At 41.8% G+C, this 23,777-nt stretch carries 17 protein-coding genes and 2 tRNA genes; 11 read left to right on the top strand and 8 right to left on the bottom strand.

The window, feature by feature from the left end:
• Positions 1-306: 306 nt before the first annotated feature.
• Positions 307-852 (top strand): cysteine hydrolase family protein, encoded by a 546-nt coding sequence (locus BHC51_RS09355; RefSeq protein ID WP_100099530.1) that lies wholly within the window; start codon positions 307-309, stop codon positions 850-852.
• 127 nt (positions 853-979) lie between these two features.
• Here the strand turns inward: BHC51_RS09355 and BHC51_RS09360 are convergent.
• Both BHC51_RS09360 and BHC51_RS09365 read right to left on the bottom strand, forming a co-directional pair.
• Positions 980-1,055 (bottom strand) — tRNA-Lys (locus BHC51_RS09360).
• 2 nt (positions 1,056-1,057) lie between these two features.
• A tRNA-Asn gene (locus tag BHC51_RS09365) sits at positions 1,058-1,133 on the bottom strand.
• Positions 1,134-1,743: 610 nt separating this feature from the next.
• Between BHC51_RS09365 and atoD the strand changes: the two genes are divergently transcribed.
• The 6 genes from atoD to BHC51_RS09395 all read left to right on the top strand — a co-directional run bounded on the left by atoD (position 1,744) and on the right by BHC51_RS09395 (position 9,067).
• Positions 1,744-2,400 carry an acetate CoA-transferase subunit alpha gene (gene atoD / locus BHC51_RS09370; RefSeq protein WP_100099529.1) on the top strand — a complete coding sequence of 219 codons (657 nt, stop codon included), beginning with the start codon at positions 1,744-1,746 and terminating at the stop codon, positions 2,398-2,400.
• Between the two features lie 11 nt (positions 2,401-2,411).
• Positions 2,412-3,077 (top strand): 3-oxoacid CoA-transferase subunit B, encoded by a 666-nt coding sequence (locus BHC51_RS09375; protein WP_100153863.1) that lies wholly within the window; start codon positions 2,412-2,414, stop codon positions 3,075-3,077.
• Complete coding sequence (locus BHC51_RS09380; protein WP_100102672.1) at positions 3,074-4,420, top strand: TIGR00366 family protein; 1,347 nt, start codon at positions 3,074-3,076, stop codon at positions 4,418-4,420. The genes BHC51_RS09375 and BHC51_RS09380 overlap by 4 nt, the downstream gene beginning before the upstream one ends.
• 18 nt (positions 4,421-4,438) lie before the next feature.
• Positions 4,439-5,620, top strand: coding sequence for an acetyl-CoA C-acetyltransferase (locus BHC51_RS09385; protein ID WP_100153864.1), 1,182 nt, complete (start codon positions 4,439-4,441; stop codon positions 5,618-5,620).
• A gap of 213 nt (positions 5,621-5,833) precedes the next feature.
• Complete coding sequence (atoS, locus tag BHC51_RS09390) at positions 5,834-7,654, top strand: two-component system sensor histidine kinase AtoS (RefSeq protein ID WP_100099525.1); 1,821 nt, start codon at positions 5,834-5,836, stop codon at positions 7,652-7,654.
• 18 nt (positions 7,655-7,672) lie between these two features.
• Positions 7,673-9,067 carry a sigma 54-interacting transcriptional regulator gene (locus BHC51_RS09395; RefSeq protein WP_100153865.1) on the top strand — a complete coding sequence of 465 codons (1,395 nt, stop codon included), beginning with the start codon at positions 7,673-7,675 and terminating at the stop codon, positions 9,065-9,067.
• Between the two features lie 230 nt (positions 9,068-9,297).
• Here the strand turns inward: BHC51_RS09395 and BHC51_RS09400 are convergent, their stop codons facing one another.
• Complete coding sequence (locus BHC51_RS09400) at positions 9,298-10,068, bottom strand: exodeoxyribonuclease III (protein ID WP_100099523.1); 771 nt, start codon at positions 10,066-10,068, stop codon at positions 9,298-9,300.
• A gap of 76 nt (positions 10,069-10,144) precedes the next feature.
• On the opposite strand from BHC51_RS09400, the gene pyrE reads away from it, so the two are divergent.
• Both pyrE and BHC51_RS09410 read left to right on the top strand, forming a co-directional pair.
• Entirely contained in the window at positions 10,145-10,783 is a 639-nt protein-coding gene (gene pyrE / locus BHC51_RS09405; protein WP_100153866.1) for an orotate phosphoribosyltransferase, read from the top strand.
• A 90-nt stretch (positions 10,784-10,873) separates the two neighbouring features.
• Entirely contained in the window at positions 10,874-11,437 is a 564-nt protein-coding gene (locus BHC51_RS09410; RefSeq protein WP_100153920.1) for a DedA family protein, read from the top strand.
• A gap of 203 nt (positions 11,438-11,640) precedes the next feature.
• Here the strand turns inward: BHC51_RS09410 and BHC51_RS09415 are convergent, their stop codons facing one another.
• The 3 genes from BHC51_RS09415 to BHC51_RS09430 all read right to left on the bottom strand — a co-directional run bounded on the left by BHC51_RS09415 (position 11,641) and on the right by BHC51_RS09430 (position 18,014).
• Entirely contained in the window at positions 11,641-12,774 is a 1,134-nt protein-coding gene (locus BHC51_RS09415; RefSeq protein ID WP_100135539.1) for a porin, read from the bottom strand.
• An 827-nt stretch (positions 12,775-13,601) separates the two neighbouring features.
• Positions 13,602-14,738 carry a porin gene (locus BHC51_RS09425; RefSeq protein ID WP_100153867.1) on the bottom strand — a complete coding sequence of 379 codons (1,137 nt, stop codon included), beginning with the start codon at positions 14,736-14,738 and terminating at the stop codon, positions 13,602-13,604.
• 528 nt (positions 14,739-15,266) lie between these two features.
• A complete protein-coding gene (locus BHC51_RS09430; protein WP_180296474.1) occupies positions 15,267-18,014 on the bottom strand; it encodes an Rne/Rng family ribonuclease in 2,748 nt (915 codons plus the stop codon).
• Positions 18,015-18,580: 566 nt separating this feature from the next.
• Here BHC51_RS09430 and BHC51_RS09435 point away from each other — a divergent pair.
• The gene (locus BHC51_RS09435) at positions 18,581-19,588 is read left to right on the top strand and encodes an RluA family pseudouridine synthase (protein ID WP_100153869.1); all 1,008 of its coding nucleotides are present in this window, start codon (positions 18,581-18,583) and stop codon (positions 19,586-19,588) included.
• Positions 19,589-19,612: 24 nt separating this feature from the next.
• Here the strand turns inward: BHC51_RS09435 and galU are convergent, their stop codons facing one another.
• A complete protein-coding gene (gene galU / locus BHC51_RS09440) occupies positions 19,613-20,494 on the bottom strand; it encodes a UTP--glucose-1-phosphate uridylyltransferase GalU (protein ID WP_100153870.1) in 882 nt (293 codons plus the stop codon).
• A gap of 165 nt (positions 20,495-20,659) precedes the next feature.
• Entirely contained in the window at positions 20,660-22,318 is a 1,659-nt protein-coding gene (locus BHC51_RS09445) for a dihydroxyacetone kinase subunit DhaK (protein ID WP_100153871.1), read from the bottom strand.
• A gap of 383 nt (positions 22,319-22,701) precedes the next feature.
• Between BHC51_RS09445 and BHC51_RS09450 the strand changes: the two genes are divergently transcribed.
• Positions 22,702-23,661, top strand: coding sequence for a S49 family peptidase (locus tag BHC51_RS09450; RefSeq protein WP_100099514.1), 960 nt, complete (start codon positions 22,702-22,704; stop codon positions 23,659-23,661).
• Positions 23,662-23,777: the final 116 nt, after the last annotated feature.

Consider the following 23,777-nt stretch of genomic DNA (forward strand, 5'->3'; position numbering starts at 1 on the left):
AGCCTTTAAATTTGCTTCAGCAAGACTAAAAAAATCTCGCTTAGCGATAAATTTAGCCTCCTTGCCTATTAAAATCTAAGTAGTTATAACGAAATAAATAACCACATATATTTAAAAACATAGTCTATACTTATAGTTATCCGGTATTGATCCCTAAAGCTCAATTTTCATCTGAAACCTTTAAATAGCTCTTAGTACATGGCTCTGAATAATAAGCAATGAATTAAAGCTAAAATATAAACAAATTATTCAACAAATTAAAACTTAATTAAGATCAAACTACCAAAACTACTTTGTGGATGGAATATGAAAGCACTAATTTCAATTGATTACACCAATGACTTTATCGCCACAGATGGTGCGCTAACAACCGGATCAGCCGGACAATTAATTGAGCAAGAAATAGTGAATGTGGCCAGAACATTTATTGAACAAGGCGATTTTGTGGTATTTGCCATTGATGCACATGAACCAGATGATAAATACCATCCAGAAAATAAATTATTTCCATCACATAATGTCATCGGCACAGAGGGGCAGGATTTATATGGTTCACTGAAACAACTGTACACAATAAATCAAACTAATCCACAGGTTTACTGGCTAAATAAACGGCATTATTCAGCATTCAGCGGTACTGATCTGGATTTACGCCTGCGTGAAAGAAACATCACAGAACTACATTTGACCGGTGTATGTACCGACATTTGTATATTACATACCGCAGTGGATGCCTATAACCTGAGTTACAAAATTGTTATCCACCAAAAAGCAGTAGCTAGCTTTGATCCGGTTGGACATAAATGGGCTTTAAATCATTTTCAAAATACATTAGGGGCAACCATAATCTGATAGTTCTGATTAGCTCATCAAATACTATAAAACAACAAACAGCCAGATTATTTAAGATTAGTGCAGATACAAAAAAACCTCACCAATGTGAGGTTTAATTCACCTTACCATAAAAAGTAAGGATTTTTGGTGGGTCGTGAGCGATTCGAACGCTCGACCAACGGATTAAAAGTCCGCTGCTCTACCGACTGAGCTAACGACCCTTTGGCTCCCCGACCAGGGCTCGAACCTGGGACCTGCGGATTAACAGTCCGTCGCTCTACCGACTGAGCTATCAGGGAAAGGAAGAGCGCATTATAGGGAGCATTATTAAACTCGTCAAGCATTTTTGGCTACTTCTATGCTAAAACAGGCCATAAATAATGCAAATATTTGGTAGTTATAGATATTTAATTTCAATTATTGCTTTGCTTTATTAATTGCACGGCTGGATATATCGTATTTGCCCTATTATCTGCTTCTGCTGCTGTGCCCGTTTGCTGCCAGTCTGGAACCATACTGCCCGATTCATTAACCTCAAGTGCATAGTGGATGGGTTTATTCAGATTAACAGCAATGCTTTTCAGTAACTATAAAAATGATTAATAGCCGATACAGCTCAGACAGCAAAATATTTTATTTTGCTTCTTAGAATGGCGGGCTATGGCTACCGCACTTATTCATCAATGATTGATAATTATTATCTTGTTTTCTTTATGCAATTTTTTTTGCGCTCAAGTGCAGATTTCTGCACTATCTACAGAACAAATCTATTTAACAGATTAAATTTATATTTAAAAATCAATATACTATATTTTTATTTTTATAAAAAAAACTGGTACATGAATTGCAATAGTAAAGCAGCTTACTTTTAAGTAAAGATGAATTTTTAACATGTAACCAGGAGTCGTTATGCAAAAAAAATTAATCACTACCGATAAAATCCGGGATTTTCTTAAAGACAGTATGACGATTATGTTTGGCGGCTTTATGGGGTGTGGTACGCCGTCAAAAATTGTTAATGCGATTCTGGAATCAGGTATTAAAGACATAACACTTATCGGTAACGATACAGCTTTTGTTGATACTGGTGTTGGCCCGCTGATTACTAATAATCAAGTGAAGAAAGTGATTACTTCCCATATTGGCACCAATCGTGAAACAGGCAGAAAAATGATTGCCGGAGAGATTGAGGTTGAGCTGGTACCTCAAGGTACGCTGGCTGAACGCATTCGTTGCGGCGGTGCCGGATTGGGTGGTGTTTTAACACCTACCGGTGTCGGTACGATTGTTGCTGAAGGTAAGCAAGTTTTATCGGTTAATGGACGTGAATATTTGCTTGAGCTGCCGCTGCGGGCTGATTTAGCCATCATACATGCTCATCAGGCTGATTATAACGGTAATCTGGTTTATCAATATGCCGCCCGTAATTTCAACCCCCTGATTGCTACTGCTGCCGATACCGTGATTGCTCAGGTTGATGAGCTGGTAGAAATTGGTCAGATTCATCCTGATGCCGTGATGACACCAGCAGCATTAGTTGATTTTATGGTTAGCACTAACGATTAAGGGAAAAGACAATGGATAAAAAAGAATTAATTGCTCGCCGTGTTGCTCAGGAACTGCGTGATGGTGATGTTGTTAATCTGGGGATTGGTCTGCCAACACAGGTGGTTAACTATTTGCCAGAAGGTATCAATATTACGCTGCAATCAGAAAATGGCTTTCTCGGGTTAGGGCCGAAAACCGTGGATGAACCCAATATTGTCAATGCGGGTGGACAGCCATGTGGTGTTGTTCCCGGCGCAGCCATGTTTGATAGTGCATTTTCTTTTGCGCTGATTCGGGGCGGACATGTGGATGCCTGCGTACTCGGGGGACTGGAAGTTGATCAGCATGCCAATCTGGCAAACTGGATGGTACCGGGCAAAATGGTACCGGGCATGGGCGGCGCAATGGATCTGGTTACGGGGGCAAAAAAGGTCATTATTGCCATGGAACATTGCACTAAAACCGGCGAGCCTAAAATCTTACCTGAATGCAGTTTGCCGCTTACGGCTAAAGGTAAAGTGAGCATGATTATTACTGAGTTAGCAGTATTTGAATTCAGAAATCAGCAACTGTATCTGATTGAAACAGCTGAAGAAGTGGATGTTGATACAGTGAAAGCACATACCACAGCAGAATTTATTGTCGCGGATGATCTGCAAACGATGTCCATTGCAACAGAGGCACAGACTTTATGATTTCACGTTTATCCAGACATACTACCAATCTGGTGAGTAAATACCTGCCCGATCCTTTGATTTTTGCTTTACTGCTTACCTTTATCATTTTTTTTATGGCCTGGGGTTTAACCGATTCACAACCGCTCGGTCTGGTAAAAATGTGGGGGGATGGCTTCTGGAACTTATTGGCCTTTGGCATGCAGATGGCGTTGATTGTGGTTACCGGCCATGCTTTAGCCAGCTCACCACCAGTTAAATCTGTTTTGGTTTCTATTGCCTCACTAGCCAAAACACCTACTCAGGCAGCGATGCTGGTAACTTTTGTGGGTTGTATTGCCTGTATTCTAAACTGGGGCTTCGGGCTGGTTGTAGGCGCGATGCTGGCCAAGGAAGTCGCCCGACAGGTTAAAAATGTTGATTATGGCTTACTGATTGCCTGCGCTTATATTGCCTTTATGACATGGGGTGGTGGTTTGTCCGGTTCAATGCCTTTAATGGCTGCAACTCCCGGCAATCCGGTTGCACACCTTATGGTTAGTGAGTCTAATCCACAGGGCATTGTGCCGATTTCACAAACGATGTTTTCTGCCAGTAATATTTTTATTACCACCATGCTGATTATCTGCTTACCTCTGCTGGTGCGTTTTATGGTCAGAACCGATGGTAAAGTAAATGTGGTTGATCCTGAGTTACTGGCACCAGAACCTGATTTTCAACGTAAACTTGACCGGAAAACGGCCACCGTAGCTGAAAAGCTGGAAGAAAGTAAACTGCTCTCTTTACTGGTAGGTGCATTGGGTATCAGTTATCTGCTGATTTACTTCTATCACAGTGGTTTTAATATTACGATTAATACCGTTAATCTGATTTTCCTGACTGCTGGTGTTTTATTGCATCGTACGCCCATGGCCTATATGCGTGCCGTATCCAATGCAGCCAGAAGCACAGCCGGTATTATTATTCAGTTCCCGTTTTATGCGGGCATTCAATTAATGATGGAGCATTCCGGTCTGGGTGGTCTGATTACTGAATTCTTTATCAATATTGCCAGTAAAGATACTTTCCCTATCTGGACATTCTTCAGCTCCGGCATTATCAACTTTGCCGTACCTTCAGGCGGCGGTCACTGGGTTATTCAAGGACCCTTTGTCATTCCTGCTGCGCAGGCTCTGGGTGCTGATTTAGGTAAATCCACAATGGCAATTGCCTATGGCGAGCAGTGGATGAATATGTTGCAGCCATTCTGGGCATTACCTGCACTGGCCATTGCTGGGCTCGGGGTGCGGGACATTATGGGTTATTGCATGACGGCATTAATTTTCACTACGCCCATATTCCTGATTGGCCTGTACTTTTTCTAAATAAAAAGGGAGTTTATGATGACAAAAACCGTAATAGTTAGTGCTGCCCGCACAGCCATCGGCAATTTTAATGGTGCACTTGCCACGGTGAGTGCGATTGATTTAGGCAAAACCGTTATTGATGAAGCATTGAAACGTGCGGCACTTGATGCCGGTTTGGTGAATGAAGTTATTATGGGTAATGTGCTACAGGCCGGACTGGGGCAGAGCCCTGCCCGTCAGGCTGCCCTAGGTGCAGGTATTCCCAGTACAGTACCCGCATTTACCATTAATAAGGTATGTGGTAGTGGCCTTAAATCCGTTGTACTGGCCACACAAAGCATTTTAACTGGCGATAATGATATTGTTGTGGCCGGTGGAATGGAAAACATGTCTCAGGCTCCCTATCTGCTTGGCAGCAAAGCACGGTGGGGACTGAAAATGGGGAATGCAGAATTATATGACACAATGGTGAATGATGGTTTAACTTGTGCCACCAATCATTATCATATGGGAATTACGGCGGAAAATATTGCCGAACAGTATGCTATCAGCCGGCAGGAACAGGATGAGCTGGCACTGCGTTCCCAGCAGCTTGCCACTCAGGCCATTAATAATGGCGAATTCATCGAAGAAATTGTGCCGGTGACCATCAGTTCACGTAAGGGCGATATTATCTTTAAACAGGACGAATATCCTAAAGCAGATACCAGTCTGGAAGGTCTGACCAAACTTCGACCTGCCTTTAAAAAAGATGGCACAGTCACAGCCGGTAATTCTTCAGGCATTAATGATGGTGCAGCAGCTATAGTACTGATGTCGGAAACCAAAGCCAAAGAGTTAGGCTTAAAACCACTGGCGTATATTCGCAGCTATGCCTCAGGTGGTGTAGATCCGAGCGTAATGGGGCTGGGACCGGTACCGGCAACCCGACTGGCTTTGCAAAAAGCAGCACTGGAATTGCCTGATATTGATTTAATTGAAGCAAATGAGGCTTTTGCTGCTCAGTTTATCGGTGTCGGGCGCGAACTGAATTTTGATATGGACAAAACCAATATTCATGGCGGAGCCATTGCATTGGGTCACCCTATTGGAGCCAGCGGCACGCGTATTCTGGTTACCCTGCTTTATTCCATGCTTCATCGTGATAAACAACTGGGACTGGCAACATTATGTATCGGTGGCGGACAAGGTACAACAGTAATTCTAGAACGCTGTTAACACTCACCCAATAATATTAATTGTTATATTTAATTATCGGGTATGTTATTAGGTTGTACAGTCAGGCGGTATTAGATTTGTCTGATATTGCCTGCCTTGTTAATCTGCATATCTTACCCGATTATTCAAAATAATTCAGATAGATATTCTGGCTGATAACGGAACTTATGTCACAACATTAGTTTATTGATAATTATGGATATCTGAGCACTTATGAACGCCCGTTTTCTTCAGCGCCTATATCCAGACAGGATCAGTGCCCGTATTTTCTTGCTGGTAACATTTCTGTCCTGTTTTTCAATTTGTGTATGTGCTGTATTAATTGATAAAGAAGGACGTGAACTACTCAGGCAGGAAAAAAGCCAAAAACTTTACGCTATTACCAAAACACTGGATTTGCTGTTAGGAGATGCCTATCAGCAAGTTGATGAAAATTTGTCCAGAACACAGCAGATCGCACAACTCAATCAGTATCTGTCTCCCAGAATTGAACCGTTACTTAAGGATATGCCGGATATTGCTGCTGGTTATTATCATAAAAAATTAGATGCTATCGTAGTCTATGCGCCACAATCTGCCTATGGTGTGAATGTGGGTAAATCGATTGCAGCCACACACAAAGGGCATGAAGTGATGCATAGCGGCCGGCACATGATTGATACTGGTGAACAGGTCAGAGGCAATATCATGAATGCTATGATTCCCATTGTGCGCAATAACCAGATACTTGGTTATATCTGGGCTAATGAAACACTGGATGATATTGAAAAGCAGGCATTTGTATTTGACAAAAATGTCATAATCATCAGCCTGATCTGTATGCTGAGCTGTATCTGCATTGCTTCTTTTTTATCCAGAAAACTGAATACTGATATTAATATAATCAAGCAGGGTCTGGAAAAGCTACCCTATTCGCTTGACTTTCGTCTGCCACTGATTCGCGGAGAACTGAATGAAATTGTGAATGGAATTAACAGTCTGGCTGAAAAGCTCAGAAAAACCAAAACCATGAACGAATTGATTTTGGAAAATACCCTGGATGGTGTTATTACTGTAGATAATAATGGCTCCATAACCATGTTAAATCCGGCAGCAGAAAAAATAACCGGTTATCAACTTGAACAAATCCTTGGTCAGCCTTATTCAACAATCGTAGATGATAAAAATTTTCATAGTCCGTTACTGGATACCTTATACAATGGTATCGATCATGTCGGGGTTGAAGTAGATTTTCCGGTTACCGGACGGATTATCAGAATCTCTGCGAGCACCAGCCACCTGAAAAATCATCAAGGCCAGATAATTGGTGCAGTTGTTATTTTTAAAGATATCACTGAACGCAAAGAAGTAGAAAAGTTAATCCAGCAGACAGAACGTCTGGTTGCACTGGGTGAGCTGATGGCTGGCATAGCACATGAAATCCGCAACCCTCTGGCAGCGGTACGCGGTTTTGTCCAGTACCTGCAAAATGATTTACCACACACAGAACAGAACGAATATATTGAAATTATTCTAAAAGAAGTGGATTCAATCAATCAGGTTATCCAGCAGCTCCTGGACTTTTCGGTACCCTCCAAAAACTACTATGTTTCTGTGGAGCTAAATACTCTGATTGAAGAAGTACTGGTATTGATTAACTCATCTCACCGGTCAAATAATATTAGCCTGATTCTTGCATTGGCCAGCCAATTGCCACCATTGTATCTGGATAAAGAGCTAATCAAACAAGCATTACTGAATTTACTAATCAATGCTATTCAGGCAATCAGCGATCACGGCAAAATTGAAATATCTACATCATTGTCAGCAAACCAGAAGTATCAGTTAATTCGGATAAAAGATAATGGTGAAGGTATCAAAAAGGAACTAATGGATAAAATCTTCACACCATTTTTTACTACTAAAATTTCTGGTACAGGTCTTGGACTAGCAATGGTACAGAAAATAGTTTCTTCCCATAAAGGGCAAATCAGCATTAAAAATAATGAGTACAGCAGCGGTGTTACGGTTGAAATAGCACTTCCTGTCAACTGAACAAATAATCGGGGACTTATGTCGGAAAAAATCTTAATTGTCGAAGATGAATTAAATCTGCGCAAATTATTATCCATTTTTTTAACCCAACAACAGTATCAGATTATTGCTGTTGATAATGCGGAAGAAGCTATTGAACTATTAGCGCAGCAGCCCATTGATTTAATTTTAATGGATAACCGTTTGCCACAGATGACAGGGCTGGAAGCACTGAAAATAATTAAAGAAATTCATCCAGAGATGTTTATCATACTGATGACAGCTTATGCTGGTGTTGATACAGCTGTTGAAGCATTAAAACTGGGGGCTATTGATTACATTGTTAAACCCTTTGATCTCAATGAACTTAAAGCACTGATAAAACGCACATTAGAGCTAAGCAAAGCGAAAAAACAAGGAATTGATTTGTCTCCCAAAATTCAATTATCGAATTCTGATAATCAAGGGCATATTCTCACTAACAGCCCGAACATGATGGAACTGTGCCGCAATATCGCCAAAATCTCACAAACCAAAACCACCGTATTAATCACGGGTGAAAGCGGTACCGGTAAAGAATTAGTGGCGAAAACCATTCATTACTACAGTACCCGCTCAACCGGCCCCTTTATCAAAGTAAATTGTGGTGCACTACCGGAAACCTTACTGGAAAGTACGCTATTTGGACATGAAAAAGGATCATTTACCGGCGCTTATCAACGCCAGATTGGCTTATTTGAACGTGCACATCGGGGCACACTTTTTCTGGATGAAGTAGCAGAAATGTCGACTAACCTGCAAGTAAAACTTCTGCGGGTAATTCAGGAAAGAGAATTTGAACCACTCGGTGGTAGCAGATTAATCAAAACCGATTTCAGATTGATTGCTGCCACCAATCGTAGCCTGCAAGATATGATCAGTACTGGTGAATTCCGGGAAGATTTATTTTACCGTCTTAATGTGATGGAACTAAGCTTACCACCACTACGTAACAGAAAAAATGACGTAATGCTGCTGGCTCGCTATTTTGCTAATCAGTTTTGTCATGAAAATAATAAGGAATTACTCGATTTCAGTATCAGTGCCGTAGAAGTACTTAACCAATATGCATGGCCGGGCAATGTACGTGAGTTATCCAATGCTATTGAGCATGCCGTGGTGATGTCCAATGGACTGTTTATTTATCCACAAGATTTGCCTGCGCATATTGTTGCCCATAAAAAAACACCTGATTTCAATCCCGGTTTTGACGAAGATGAGCAGCATGGTGCTACTCTAAAGGAAAAGGTCAAATTTTATGAAAAAGAACTAATTATTAATGAATTAAAAATCAACCACGGACATCGGGAAAATACCGCCCGTTCACTCGGCATCAGTAAAAGAACATTATTATATAAAATGCAGGAATACGAAATTGTAGAAACCATTAATTAAACACAATAAAACCAACGGCAAGAAAATATCTTTACCGATCTGATAACGTATGACAGATTTACTTGCCAGTTTGCTTTATCTCAGCTACCAGAAATAAAGCAAAGGCTCCCAACTGTAACGCGCATACAATGCCTCAGCCACTAATCGATAATCTGAGTTAATCGTCATATACGCGTGTGGTGCTAAAGAGCAGGCCTACCTGCAAGCACCACCTTATAACTTATCAAAAGTTATGCATAAGCATAATCAACAATTAAAGGGGCATGATCAGAAAATTTTTCATCCTTATAGATAGATGCGGTTTGTGCGCAGGCGGCAAGATCAGGTGTTGCCAGTTGATAATCAATGCGCCAGCCTACATCTTTTGTATAAGCCTGCCCGCGATTACTCCACCATGTATAACCAGGTATTTCCGGATACAAGGTACGCCAAATATCCACCCAACCCAGTTCATCAATTACCTGACTTAGCCACTGTCGTTCTTCGGGCAAAAAACCGGAATTTTTCAGATTACCGCGCCAGTTTTTCAAATCAATATTCTGGTGAGCGATATTCCAGTCACCACAAATCACCACATCCCGCTGCAATGCCTGCAACTCACGTAACACTGGCAGAAATTTGTCCAGAAAACAAAACTTGGCCTGCTGCCGCTCTTCCGAGCTGCTACCCGATGGTAGATATACTGAAATAACCGTCAGCTTATCAAAATCAGCACGCACATAGCGCCCTTCATGATCAAAATCTTCCCAGCCCAGCCCAATCTGAATAGCATCGGGCTGTCGTTTACTGTATATTGCCACGCCACTGTAGCCACGTTTAACTGCTGTATGCCACACACCATACATGCCCTGCGGACGCTTCATCTCATCAGTCATATCAGCTTCCTGAGCTTTTAATTCCTGTACACATACAATATCAGCCTGTGCCTGTGCCAGATAATCAATAAAACCCTTACTGGTGGCTGAACGTATACCATTTACATTGGCTGAGATAATGCGCATCCGCATGTCCTTTCGTTTAATGATAAAATTTAAAGCTTAATTTCTTTAACACTTCATTTTATCATCAAGGATATTTATGTCTGATTTTCGTCAGGACTTTCTCCAATTTGCCCTGCAACAGAAGGTTTTAAAGTTTGGTCAGTTCACCACTAAAGCTGGCAGACAATCGCCCTATTTCTTTAATGCCGGCTTGTTTAATGACGGCTACAGTATTCTACAGCTGGCCCGCTTCTATGCCCGTTCCATTCTGGCCAGCAATATAGAATTTGATATGCTGTTCGGACCTGCCTACAAAGGTATTATTCTGGCCGCTGCCACGGCAATGATGCTGGCCGAAGAAGGACATAATGTGCCATACGCCTACAATCGTAAAGAAGCAAAAGATCATGGTGAAGGTGGAGTACTGGTGGGTGCACCTCTACAAGGACGTGTATTGATTATTGATGATGTCATTTCAGCCGGTACTTCTGTGCAGGAATCAGTATCCATTATTCAGCGAGAAGGCGCGATTACTGCGGGTGTGGCCATTGCGCTTGACCGCATGGAAAAAGGTCAGGGAACACAATCAGCAGTACAGGAAGTGCAACAGCAATATCACATACCAGTAACCGCAATAGCCACACTAGAGGATTTACTGCGCCTGCTGGAAAATGATCCGACACTGGCCAGCTATCATCAACCGGTAGCAGATTATCGCCAGCAATATGGTGTGTAAAGTTTGTCCGGTTCTGGCAAAAATGATTGCCTTAATGCTTCAGGTAATCTTATGTTTATGAATTAATTACCTTTACCTAGTATGCACCAGATGGATATTGAACAGCTACTTAATCACTATGGCTATCTGGCCATCTTTATCGGCAGTATTTTAGAAGGCGAAACCATCCTCACTCTGGCTGGTTTTTTTGTGCATAAAGGCTATCTGCTATTTATCCCATCCATTCTGTGTGCTGCTGTTGGCGGAATGTTTGGTGATCAGGTCTGTTTTTTTCTTGGTCGTTACTATGGTACACGCCTGTTGCAACATTTTCCCAAACTGGATCCGCTGGTAGAAAAAACCGACCGCTTACTGTGCAGGCATAGCTCAATCATTATTATTGGTGTGCGCTTTATGTATGGTCTGCGGATTGCTGGTCCTATTGCCATCGGTATGAGTAAAGTAACCTTCCCGCGTTTTCTTGTGCTGAACACTCTGGGCGCTTTATTCTGGGCCACCATCATTATTAGTTTTGGCTACTTGTTCGGACAATCGGCGCAATGGTTGTTTGCACAGTTTCAACAATATACAAAACTACTTTTTGTCATTCTTCTGCTGATAGCTGTGATTACATTGTCCATATACTGGTATATCAAACACCGCCGTAACAGATAAAATGAAAAGCTTGCCCTGATCAATATCTGTGATTAATTAATTGCCAATACCTGAATTGATTTTTTAGAGCAAAACAGAAATATTTGTTTTTAATAAATGCGGTAACTTCAATAATAGTCTGATTTGTTTTACAAACAGACAAAAACAATAAATCCCGCCAAAGCGGGATTTATTGTTTTCTAAAATCAGCTAACTTAACCTGATCAGAAACTATGTTTCAAACCAACACCAAAGGCAGTAGTTTTGTTTTTACCTTTGCTTTGATTCAGTTCATCATAGCCATTACCTTCACGCAACCAGCCCGCCTGTATATTAGCAGTAGTGTGTTTAGAGAAATCGTAATCTGTACCTAATACAACCTGATCATATTTGGTATTTTGCTCTTTGGTACCGTTAATTTTTACATTCCAGCCATGAGCATAAGAGATTTTCGGGAAAATATTGTTGAAGTGGTAGCCAAGAGTCAAAGCAGCTTCCTGTCCCTGATTATCCCAGGTCACATTATGATCACCAACATTCATGGTACCCTGCTCGCCTACGGAAATTGATGCACCTTTCAGTCCACGGAAATAGGAGCTGGTATTTTTGCTATATTGATAGCCCACACCTACAAACAGGTTATTGGCATCATAGCCACCTTCAAGACGATGTACCTGACCATCTTTAAGTTTAGTATAACCAGATTCAGAAATCATGGCAGCTGAATTTTTCAGGTAATCAAAGCCATATTTTGCATAATAACCGGCATTATGGTAATTCAGACCAACGCTATACTTGTCGCCAGCACCCATACCATAATCATACTCACTATTACGATTGCCACCATTTACATTATCACGTGGAGAGTACAGCGCATTAAATTTGAAACCTGCCCATTCTGGTGAATCATAGGCAATACCTACATAACGCTCACCAGTACGGGTAAATTTACCTAAACCCAAAACTTCATTGTTGTATTCCCATGGATCAACAACGTCCATATTGGCTTTCATGGCATTGCTGATGCGACCAGCACGAATCGTACCGAAATCAGTTTGCAAACCGATAAAAGAATCACGGTTAGCCCAACCATCTGCCTTACCATTACTGTTGCCGAGATGAATGGCAGATTCTACCTGCCAGATGGCTTTCAGACCGTTACCCAAATCTTCAGAACCTTTAAAACCAATCCGCGAACCATAATCAGCTATACCATTCTGGTACGGACCATGGCTATCACCACTGGTTTTAGTAGAAGATACTTCATAGCCTGCTTTCATTTGGCCGTATAAGATAACCTCTGCCATAGCAGCAACTGGCAAAGTAGTCAAAGCCAAAGCAATCAGGGTTTTTTTCATTACAGTATTCCTAGTTTCAACATCAAAAATACAAACTTCAAAAACCAAATGAAGAGCTTTTGAAGTTTTACATCAATCGCCATCACGACGAGCCTGCGGAATATACTGGTCGGGTTATAAAAAAGCAAACCACTGATTATGAATATCAGATTTTTATAATTTCTGATGTTAAAGAACAAGTTAAATAAACATCAGAAATGTATTCAAAAGACGAAAAAAGTCACTTTTTTTATCGTTAGACTGGCTTTTTGCCACAGTATTTTCACATTAACCACTATTAGAAATACATTTTTATATATAGGCAAAATATTATTCAGAATGGTCGTATACAACAACCAAGACAAGAATATTTCCAAAAAATAAAAATTTTCATGCAACTGTGTTGTCAATATATAAATCAATAACACCAAAACCATCTTCAAATAATGATTATAGATGCTGTCTGTGCCTATGATGTTGCTTGTTTATATGGTTTTCAACTATCGATAAAATAATTGTATTAATAAATATCAAATAGATATATTTAGTAGGTTATTAAACATGCTTTCTTACTTGTAATCTGTTTCGTCATTTTTCAATGATTCTGACTAATCTATTTTCCAGTACAGGTCAGCTTTTAAAGCTGAATTTATAATAATAGAAAATATGTTTATAAGTAATAATATTTATGTTCTTACTGTTATGTGCAGGGTTCTCTGTCTCAAAGATTTTATTAATATAATTCAATGATATTCGCAATATAAAGCAATCCCAGCCTGAAGAATAGGCTAGCTATTCTTCAGGCTGGGATTAGTTTCTAATACTAATTAGTAATGATTAAACACTAATTAGAAAGTGTGTTTCAAGCCAACACCAAAGGCAGTGGTTTTAATTTTACCATTGTCTTCGCCTAAGCCTTCACGCAACCAGCCAGCTTGTACGTTAGCAGTAGTGCGTTTAGAGAAGTCATAGTCAGCACCTAACACAACCTGATCGTATTTGGTGTTTTTCTCTTTGGTACCTTCAATTTTTACATCCCAGCCATGAGCATAGGAAATTTTCGGGAAGATGTTACCAAAGTGGTAGCCAACAGTCAGCGCAGCTTCCTGACCTTGGTTATCCAAAGTCAAGCTGTGATCGCCCACACCAGCATCACCAAAGTGGTTCAAAACTGCACCAGCATAATCATTTGCTGCACGGTTATAAGAAGAGGTATTTTTGGTGTATTGATAACCCACACCTACAAACAGGTTGTTAGCATCGTAGCCACCTTCAACACGATGTACTTGACCATCTTTATGATCTTTGGTCACAACACCCAAGTTATTAACATCATATTTGATAGCAGAGTTTTTCAGGTAATCAAAACCGTATTTAGCATAGAAGCCAGAATTATGGTAGTTCAGACCAACACTGTATTTGTCGCCAGCACCGATACCACGATTGTATTCACCCTCACGATCAAGACCGTTCACGTTATCACGTGGAGAGTACAATACGTTGAAATTGAAACCAGCCCATTCTGGAGAGTCATAGGCAACACCTACATAACGAGCGTCGGTACGGGTGAATTTACCCAGACCCAATGTTTCGCTGCTGTATTCCCAAGCATCAACAACGTCCATGTTAGCATTGATAGCATTGCTGATACGACCGGCACGTACGGTACCGAATTGGTCATGCTGTAAACCGATGAATGAATCACGATCAGCCCAACCATCAGATCCACCATTGCTGTGACCCAAATGAATACGAGATTCAACCTGCCAAATAGCTTTCAGGCCATTACCTAAGTCTTCAGAACCTTTGAAACCGATACGAGAACCATAATCAGCAATACCGTTTAAGTATGGAGAACGATCATCGCCAGTAACTTTTGATGAATTAACTTCATAGCCTGCTTTCATTTGGCCATACAAAACAACCTCAGCCATAGCGGCAACCGGCAAAGTGGTCAAAGCCAAAGCAATCAGGGTTTTTTTCATTGCTGTATTCCTTTTCTATGTCGAAAAAACAAACTTCAAAAACCTAATGAAGAGCTTTTAAAGTTTTGCATTAATCGCCGCATTAGCGATTTCATGGCTGTTAATATAATGCTTTAGTTGCAAAAAAACAAATTCATTTGCAAACACACAACACTTTTGACAAACCCCACTATAACAAACAACAGCCAAAAAACAATATTAATCAATAAACTCAATGCATTATATAAAAAATAATACATTAAAATAAAATATTTTCAGTATTTAAAAGTGTTGTAGTTTTTCAACACAATAACTGAATTAAATAATTATATTGAGCAGTTACTGCAATATGGTTACTACACATCTACTATACAAGGTGCAATTAATAATTTTGTATATTATTACCATACATATGTCGTTTTGCAATAGTAATGAGTAATTCGTAAATATCCTCTTTAATTCAGCACTCTGCCTGTATCAGAAATAAAGATTTCACGGATATGGGCAGAGTGCTGACAATGAAAATATTAACTAATAGAATAGATATTTCTATATTCTTGTTTCCACTTGTTCCATTGCTGCTGGCGCTACTATTGCACTAGCTGGTTGGATAGATACTTTATCCTTGCGCCGCAATTTAGGTTGCTCTGGTACAACCTCAGTAGTATCACTGCTTGATACTGTTTTATCTGCATTGGTTTCAACCAATATCATTCCACCTTGCTCAGCTATATGGCACAGATTGGCACCTGCTGCTGTATCCGTCGTTACTGATTCTACCTGAGTGACAACCATCGGTTGAGTTTGTACTGTCGTTTCAGGGTTAATTGCAACCGGTTTATCACCAGTCGATATCTGCTGATTATGCTCTGACTGTCCCAGAACATGGGTAATGACAATTTGTGCCTGCATTACTGCATGCTGCACTATGTCATCATGAGTTGCATTTAACTGGGTAGTATTAACACAGTTGATGTTCTGTATCGGATTGAGTACATGTTCAGTAGTCCGCTGTACCTGTGTGGCAATAGCGTGGATATCAATATTCCGACTGATCTTTCTGGCAGATATAATGTAATTACGCTTTTTCTTGCCATTTTGGCGACGGTTGTTTTTATCATGTCGATTTTTATGGCGCTCATTTTTTCCTTCACCACCAGACAAAGTAATAATCAGTGGATCACCAGCCTGAGTTTCTTCAATCGAGTTGATAAAGTCTGTCTGCTGTACTGGCATCTCATTTCTGTCTGATGCCCGTTGACGGCGACGACGAGTCGCATTTTGTTCTTGTTTGAGGCTGCCTTGCTCCTGACTGGTATCGGTTGCTGTATCTGTTTGTGCAGCCGCATATTTGTCGGTACGTTTTTCTTCACGCCGGTTACGTTGCTCATTTACCGGCCGGATGGCCATTGCAGCATCAGCTGGTGCTTTATTTTCAGTAACTTCACCTTTTTTAGCAAAATCGGCATTTTTAGCCAACCGGTTAGCACGCGATTGACGTCGTTCGTGTGTTTGGGTTTTCTGATTTTTTTTCTGCGGTACGGTTTTAACTGCCTTTTCCGGTATGGCGGTGCTTTCTATAGCAGATTCGACAGTTTTACTACCTAACAGGTTACCCAGCCAGCCAGCCAGTTTTTTCCATATACTTGGCGCTGGTTCAGTTTTGCCTGTGGATAACTTTTCAATTACAGGAGCAGGTTGGGTATGATGAATACCTTTAACTGCCGCTTCAGGCTTAACAGGTTTGTTCTGACCAATAGAAAATGGTAATTCGCCAATATTTTCAGGTTCCTGTACTTGATGGTAGCTGGGAACAGTTTTTTCTTCTACATTATCTGTACGTACACGGGTAACGCTATAATGTGGATTTTCCAAATGAATATTGGGAATCAGCAATACACAAACATCCAGCCGCTCTTCCAGCCCGAACAATTCGGCACGCTTCTCATTCAATAGAAAAGTGGCAACATCTACAGGCACTTGCACCTTCACTTCAGCAGTATTGTCTTTCATCGATTCTTCCTGAATGATGCGCAAGATATGTAATGCCGTTGATTCAATGCTGCGAATAAAACCGGTGCCTGCACAACGCGGGCAAATAGTATGGCTGCTTTCTCCAAGGGATGGCTTCAGGCGCTGTCTCGACAACTCCATTAAACCGAATCGGGACAGTTTGGCCATTTGTACCCGTGCACGGTCTTTTTTCAAGGCTTCACGCAAAGTGGTTTCAACATCGCGCTGATTTTTGCTGTTCTCCATATCAATGAAGTCAATAACTACCAGTCCGCCCAGATCACGCACACGCATCTGTCGCGCAACTTCCTCAGCAGCTTCCATATTGGTTTTGAATGCAGTATCTTCGATATCTGCTCCACGCGTTGCCCGGGCTGAGTTAACGTCAATAGATACCAGTGCTTCAGTGTGATCGATGACGATAGCACCACCGGATGGCAAGGCAACTTCACGGGAAAAGGCAGATTCAATCTGTTGCTCAATCTGGAAACGGGAAAAAAGCGGAGTATGGTCAGTATAATGCCGCAAGCGATTGATATAGGCCGGCATAACATAAGACATGAATTCGCGGATTTGATTATAAACTTCCTGCGAATCAATCAGAATTTCTCCAATATCTGGCTGAAAATAGTCACGAATGGCACGAATAAGCAGCGAACTTTCCATAAACAGCAGATAAGGTTCATTGTGCTGGTGTGCCGCCTGCTCAATTGCGCGCCATAGCTGTACCAGATAATTCAGATCCCATTGCAATTCTTCTGTACTGCGACCAATGCCGGCAGTACGTGCAATCAAGCTCATTCCACGTGGTGTATCAAGCTCACTCATGGCCTGCTTGAGCTCCTGCCGGTCCTCACCCTCAATACGGCGGGAAACACCTCCGCCACGGGGGTTGTTCGGCATCAGTACCAGATAGCGCCCGGCCAGACTGATAAAAGTGGTTAGGGCTGCACCCTTGTTACCACGTTCATCTTTTTCCACCTGCACAATGACTTCTATGCCTTCTGAAAGTACATCCTGAATACGTACACGACCACCTTCATAATTCTGAAAATAACTGCGGGATATTTCCTTAAATGGCAAGAAACCATGGCGATCAGTACCATAGTCAACAAAACACGCTTCCAGTGAAGGCTCGATGCGGGTAATAACACCTTTATAGATGTTACCTTTGCGCTGTTCTTTACCCAGTGTTTCGATGTCTAGGTCGAGCAGACTTTGTCCATCCACAATTGCCACGCGCAATTCTTCCGCCTGCGTGGCATTGAATAACATTCGTTTCATGAAAACCTCGTTATATGCACTGACGAGGCGTTGTAATTAGTATTTGACACCCGCAGCCTTGCCAGATTGAATTATTCACGGCAAATTAAGCAGGCTTTCATCATAAAGAAGGTGTAAAGATCATATTCGCTATTCAGCATCGCAATGTCTGCTGAATAACGTGTGCTCCATCTCTGATATAAAGACAATCACAGCACTTAATTGGGGTAGCCATTCTTCTGTATTCTGTCAGGTGCTTGGGCTCAGTTGCGGCTGCGTTATCCGGTTTTGTCTTGCCAGATCACGTCTGAAGCCGTGGCTTGCCACCTGATGGAGTCAAACTTAATCACTAACCCTTGCTGTTGACGGCCGGTCAACAACATGGGGAAATACGCCTGCAACAGTGCGTTTTTCCAGTAAATACGTTAACATTTCATTATTTGCAGCTAAAATGCGCTTTCAGGCGCTTCTTCAGCTCCGGGCAAAATGCGCCCTTTTTCGGTTCAGTATCCTCTGCCACTATTGCTTCTGGCTATGATAACTGATGACTTCTATTTATTTATAAAAGCTTACGGATTATAAGCAATATGACGGTTTTAAGCAAAGATTCAGTGCAGTTTTTATCTGTCTGCGCGGAAAGTGCCGGTCAACGACTGGATAATTATCTGATACGAGAGTTGAAAGGGGTGCCAAAAAGTCATATTCAGCGCATTATCCGTAGTGGAGAAGTACGTCTGAACAAGAAACGCTGTAAAGGAACAGACCGTATTGCAGTCAATGACCAGATTCGTTTACCGCCCATTCGTGTTGCCACTAAACATGCATCTGCAACTACTCCAGTCATTCCTGCGCAGGAATTTGCTGTTGTATATGAGGACGATGTATTACTGGTGATTAACAAGCCATCAGGTGTCGCAGTCCATGGTGGCAGTGGTGTCAGTTTCGGTGTTATTGAACAGTTGCGTCGTGCCCGTCCTGAAGCACGTTATCTGGAACTGGTGCACCGGCTGGATAAAGACACCAGCGGTTTGCTTATGATTGCCAAAAAACGCAGTGCTTTGGTTAAACTGCATGAATCAATTCGCCAGAATCATCCACACAAAGTGTATCTGGCTCTGGCCGTTGGCACATGGCCGGAAAAAGTACATCAAGTTAAGCTGCCACTATTGAAATATACTGGTACTCAGGGAGAAAAAATGGTACGCATTGCCAGTAATGCTCAGGAAGGACAACGAGCACATACACAGTTTCGAGTACTGCAACAGTATGCAGGTGATCGGTTACACGCAGCAGGCATAAAAGCATTAACCCTGATAGAAGCTACACTTAAAACAGGCCGTACTCACCAGATACGCGTGCACATGCAATCACAGCTATGTCCGATTGCTGGAGATGAACGTTATGGTGATTACAAGATAAACAGGCGCCTGCACAAAAACGGTTTGAAACGAATGTTTTTACATGCAGCAGAATTAACATTACCGCATCCGGTTAGTGGCGATATTTTACAGCTTACCGCCCCTTTACCGGATGAATTACAGCAGTTTCTACATAATTTGCCGGTTATGGCAGACAATTCTTCACAACAGAATTAAATCTGAATGCAGTTGGACTCAAAATTAAAACGATTGTTGCTGTAGCCATTGTTTGAGCTGAGCGCCACATTTATCATGACGCAGGCTATATTCAATAAAGGTTTTCATATAACCTAGTTTATCTCCACAATCATGTGAATAGCCCTGAATAACAAAAGCATCTACGGCTTCCTGTTGCATCAGTGCCCCAATGGCATCTGTAAGCTGAATCTCCCCCCCCGCACCGGGCGATGTTTTCTCCAGCAGAGGCCAGATACTGGCTGAAAGCACATATCGACCAACTACCGCCATATCTGATGGTGCTTGTTCCAGCTGAGGCTTTTCAACAATAGCGCGGATGGCAATACTGCTGCCTGAAATAGCTTGCTGATTATTACAGTCTACAATGCCGTACTTATTGACTTCACTCATCGGCACGCGTTCAACCATAATTTGACTACGCTGTGTTTTTTCAAAATACCTCAACATTGCTGCCAGATTATCTGTAGCCAGACTACAGGTACTGTCATCTATCAATACATCTGGTAGCAGGACGGCAAATGGTTCATCACCGATCACAGAATGTGCGCATAGCATTGCATGCCCCAGCCCCTTAGCTTCGCTTTGGCGTACTTGAATAATTTTCATTTCAGGTGGTAAAACAGCACGAGTATCAGCGAGCAAATCAATTTTGCCCTTGTTCATTAACTGTGCTTCCAGTTCAAATGCGGTATCAAAATGGTTTTCTATCGCCGTTTTAGAAGCATGGTTAACCAGAACAATTTCATTAATACCTGCTGCTGCACACTCCTGCACGATGTACTGAATGAGTGGTTTATCGGCAACAGTTAACATTTCTTTAGGGATAGCTTTTGTTGCCGGCAACATACGTGTACCAAAACCAGCTACAGGAATAACAGCTTTCATTTAATTTGTTTCGTTCCGATAAAATGATTATTCAAGCACCCATATGATTTATATATAAATACAATATCAAAACAAATCATAGCTCAATTCAACATATGCCTTATCAGGCATAGCTATTTCTTTCTACTGAATGATGAAAATTTTATTTAACAACATCAGACAAACTTAATCTGCCTGCTTATTTTCCAGTCTGCTCAATGCGGCGAATACCTCAGCGACAGCAACTGCTCCCGGATCAGCTACTCCAGCCAGATTGTGTTCATTGATATACGATGATCTCCCTGCTCCGGCTTTATGCATAGTGGCCGTTTTTTCTGCACCTTCTCTGGCTGCGATTGCCATAGCCTGAATCCCCTGTTTCTGCCATGCATGCAATGCCGGTTGCAAAGCGTCAATCAGAGTACGGTCACCCAAATCAGCACCACCATAATGCTTCATTTGCGCCAGCCCATTTAACAAAGCCTCCACCAGAGTAGTTTCTCCTGCCTGCAACTTCTGGCCTGCCGCAGTAAAGAAAATCGACATCAGTACACCACTTGAACCTCCCATCACAACAGCCAGCCGCTCTCCAATACACAGTAATAACTGCGGCAGATCATTCAGAGGCAACTGCTGCTGTGCCAGTTGCTGAGCAACAGCATGAGCTCCATGAGCAAAAGTGGTACCGGTATCACCATCACCCACTTTTGCATCCAGCGCATTCAGGCGACTTTCCTGCGCCATAAGGGTATTTGTTATAGCGGTAATATAAGCAGCCACCTGAGAATTTTCAGATGGAACGTAATCTGACTGTTTTTGTATAAGTTTACAGGCAAGTGTTTTTAATGGTTTTAATGCTACCGGTCTCTGCCATCCCTGTGTTTCGACTGGAGCATTAAGCGCCTGTTCGAAATAGTCATTCAGCTTAAGTAATGACAGTGAAAAGCCTTTCATATCCAGCGATGTAACTAACGGTGCAGGACCAATCAGCCATTCAATCTGCTTACTTAAGGCAGAATATGCCAATTCACGGGTTAATAAAGCCATTTCCAATGCAGAAACACCACCGAGGTTATTAATCAGAACAGCAAAACAACCTTCCCCGGCTGACTGTTGCAATGTATTAACCAGAGTATCAATAAGTATCTTGCTATTTTGCGTACTCACTACCGAAGCACCGGGCTCACCATGAATACCCAAACCCAGCTCTACCTGCCCATCTTTAATACGCTTTTCTTCCTCATAGTCAGGCAAATTACAGGTTTGCATGGCTACGCCCAAGCTCCACAGATTATCACACGCCTGCTGCGCCAGATCACGTACCTGAATCAATGATTTGCCTTCTTCAGCAGCATAACCGGCTATTTTGTGCACCAGCACTGTACCAGCAATACCACGAGGTTGTCGGTTATCTGGCAGCGCAATATCGTCTGCAACTATAACCATTTCAACATTCAGACCATGACTTTTTGCCTTTTCTGCTGCCAGTCCAAAATTAAGCCTGTCTCCAGTGTAATTCTTAACAATCAACAAACAGCCATGCTCTCCAGTCACCGCAACAATAGCGTTAAATACCGCATCAACACTAGGTGAAGCAAACAAGTCTCCGCATACGGCCGCAGTTAGCATGCCTTTACCTACAAAACCTGCATGTGCAGGCTCATGCCCAGAACCACCACCAGAAATAATTGCTACCCGGCCTTTATCCCAATCACTACGTACAACTACTCGTATCGCTGGGTCAGTATCTAGTTTAACAAGATTACCCTGAGGCGCAGAAATCACTAAACCTTCAATAGCTTCATTAACCAATTGCTTACGGTCATTAAAAAAGAATCTGGACATGATTTTCCAAAGTTATAATTAATACAAAAGATTATGTATACATCACTAGCTAAACATTACAGCAGAAACAGCCTGTTCTTCAGTACTCAACATAGGCTGTAATACATTAATAATTCCCGTTATCTGATATTATTTTTTACATCCGGCCAGCCTGATTGGCTTGCGCTAGCAAGGTGATAACAGCACTATTATAATGTAGACACCAAAGTGGATAAAGTTTGACTAGAAATTTCACCACAATAACAGCTACATCAATATAATCAAATTCAGATATAATTTTAAGCATGACTGACTTATTTTGCTGATAAAATTCAGCTAAACAGATTTGCCTGATAAGTCAGCTAATACATAAATATCAACACTAAAACCAGAGAATAAACCAGATGAAAATGAAAATTAAAGGATCAGGCCTGACAGATGGCAGTTCTGGGGAACACAACAACTGGGAACGCAATATGTTGGAAAAGCTGTTATTTGAAGTCTATCGCGAGCAACGGCGCAATCGAATCTGGCGCTGGTTTAGGCGGCTGTTCTGGCTTTTGATTATTATCATCGCCTTTACCTCTCTTAACAGCACAAAACCAAGCGGTGCCCACACTGCGGTTATAGATCTGAATGGTGTTATCAGTAGTGACGACAATCAGGCAGATTTATTACGCAAGAGCCTGAAGGAAGCCTATAAAAACAGCGACGTCAAGGGTATTATTATTCGTGCCAATAGTCCCGGAGGATCGCCTGTCATTTCCAGTATCGCTTATGAAGAAATCCGCCACCTGAAAGCAAAGCATCCACGTATACCACTGTATGTTGTTACCGAAGATATGTGCGCTTCTGGCTGCTATTACATTGCCAGTGCCGCTGATAAAATTTATGCAGATCCGTCCAGTCTTGTTGGCAGTATTGGCGTTATTGGCAGCAGCTTTGATTTTACCGGGCTGATAGACAAACTGGGCATTAAGCGCCGGGTAAAAATTGCTGGCAGTAATAAAGATATGGGCGATCCGTTTGTACCAGAAACACCGGAACAGGCAGAAATCTGGCAACAAATGTTAAGCAGTATTCACAAGCAGTTTATTCAGGCAGTACAACAGGGACGTGGCAAGCGTTTGAAAATTGCGGACAATCCTGACATCTTTAGCGGTCGTGCCTATACAGGTGAAGAAGCCAAGGCAGTTGGTTTAATAGATGATTTTGGTAATATCTACACTGTTGCACGCGATGTTATTGGTGCACCGGAGCTGGTGGATTACACCGCCGAAACCGGCTGGGGTAAACGCCTTGGCAAAAGTATTGGCAGTACATTGCAACAAAATATTCAGGGCATAGCAAGCAAGCCTTGGTAACTTCCGGTCTTGCCTACAATCATCAACCTGATTTTCTGACTATTATGCCCATTTATCTATCCACAATCTGTTGCGGATTAAAAATGGGCATATTGCTATATACTTCAGTATCACTA

Origin of the sequence: Snodgrassella alvi (genome assembly GCF_002777745.1) — a bacterium.
In the GTDB taxonomy this organism is placed as follows: Bacteria; Pseudomonadota; Gammaproteobacteria; order Burkholderiales; family Neisseriaceae; genus Snodgrassella; species Snodgrassella alvi_D.

Coding starts and splice junctions, on each gene's coding strand:
- BHC51_RS09445 (WP_100153871.1), bottom strand. CDS start 22,318: ATGTCCAGATTCTTTTTTAATGACCGTAAGCAATTGGTTAATGAAGCT.
- BHC51_RS09355 (WP_100099530.1), top strand. CDS start 307: ATGAAAGCACTAATTTCAATTGATTACACCAATGACTTTATCGCCACA.
- BHC51_RS09430 (WP_180296474.1), bottom strand. CDS start 18,014: ATGAAACGAATGTTATTCAATGCCACGCAGGCGGAAGAATTGCGCGTG.
- BHC51_RS09395 (WP_100153865.1), top strand. CDS start 7,673: ATGTCGGAAAAAATCTTAATTGTCGAAGATGAATTAAATCTGCGCAAA.
- galU (WP_100153870.1), bottom strand. CDS start 20,494: ATGAAAGCTGTTATTCCTGTAGCTGGTTTTGGTACACGTATGTTGCCG.
- BHC51_RS09375 (WP_100153863.1), top strand. CDS start 2,412: ATGGATAAAAAAGAATTAATTGCTCGCCGTGTTGCTCAGGAACTGCGT.
- BHC51_RS09425 (WP_100153867.1), bottom strand. CDS start 14,738: ATGAAAAAAACCCTGATTGCTTTGGCTTTGACCACTTTGCCGGTTGCC.
- BHC51_RS09380 (WP_100102672.1), top strand. CDS start 3,074: ATGATTTCACGTTTATCCAGACATACTACCAATCTGGTGAGTAAATAC.
- atoD (WP_100099529.1), top strand. CDS start 1,744: ATGCAAAAAAAATTAATCACTACCGATAAAATCCGGGATTTTCTTAAA.
- pyrE (WP_100153866.1), top strand. CDS start 10,145: ATGTCTGATTTTCGTCAGGACTTTCTCCAATTTGCCCTGCAACAGAAG.
- BHC51_RS09435 (WP_100153869.1), top strand. CDS start 18,581: ATGACGGTTTTAAGCAAAGATTCAGTGCAGTTTTTATCTGTCTGCGCG.
- BHC51_RS09410 (WP_100153920.1), top strand. CDS start 10,874: ATGGATATTGAACAGCTACTTAATCACTATGGCTATCTGGCCATCTTT.
- BHC51_RS09450 (WP_100099514.1), top strand. CDS start 22,702: ATGAAAATGAAAATTAAAGGATCAGGCCTGACAGATGGCAGTTCTGGG.
- BHC51_RS09385 (WP_100153864.1), top strand. CDS start 4,439: ATGACAAAAACCGTAATAGTTAGTGCTGCCCGCACAGCCATCGGCAAT.
- BHC51_RS09415 (WP_100135539.1), bottom strand. CDS start 12,774: ATGAAAAAAACCCTGATTGCTTTGGCTTTGACTACTTTGCCAGTTGCT.
- atoS (WP_100099525.1), top strand. CDS start 5,834: ATGAACGCCCGTTTTCTTCAGCGCCTATATCCAGACAGGATCAGTGCC.
- BHC51_RS09400 (WP_100099523.1), bottom strand. CDS start 10,068: ATGCGCATTATCTCAGCCAATGTAAATGGTATACGTTCAGCCACCAGT.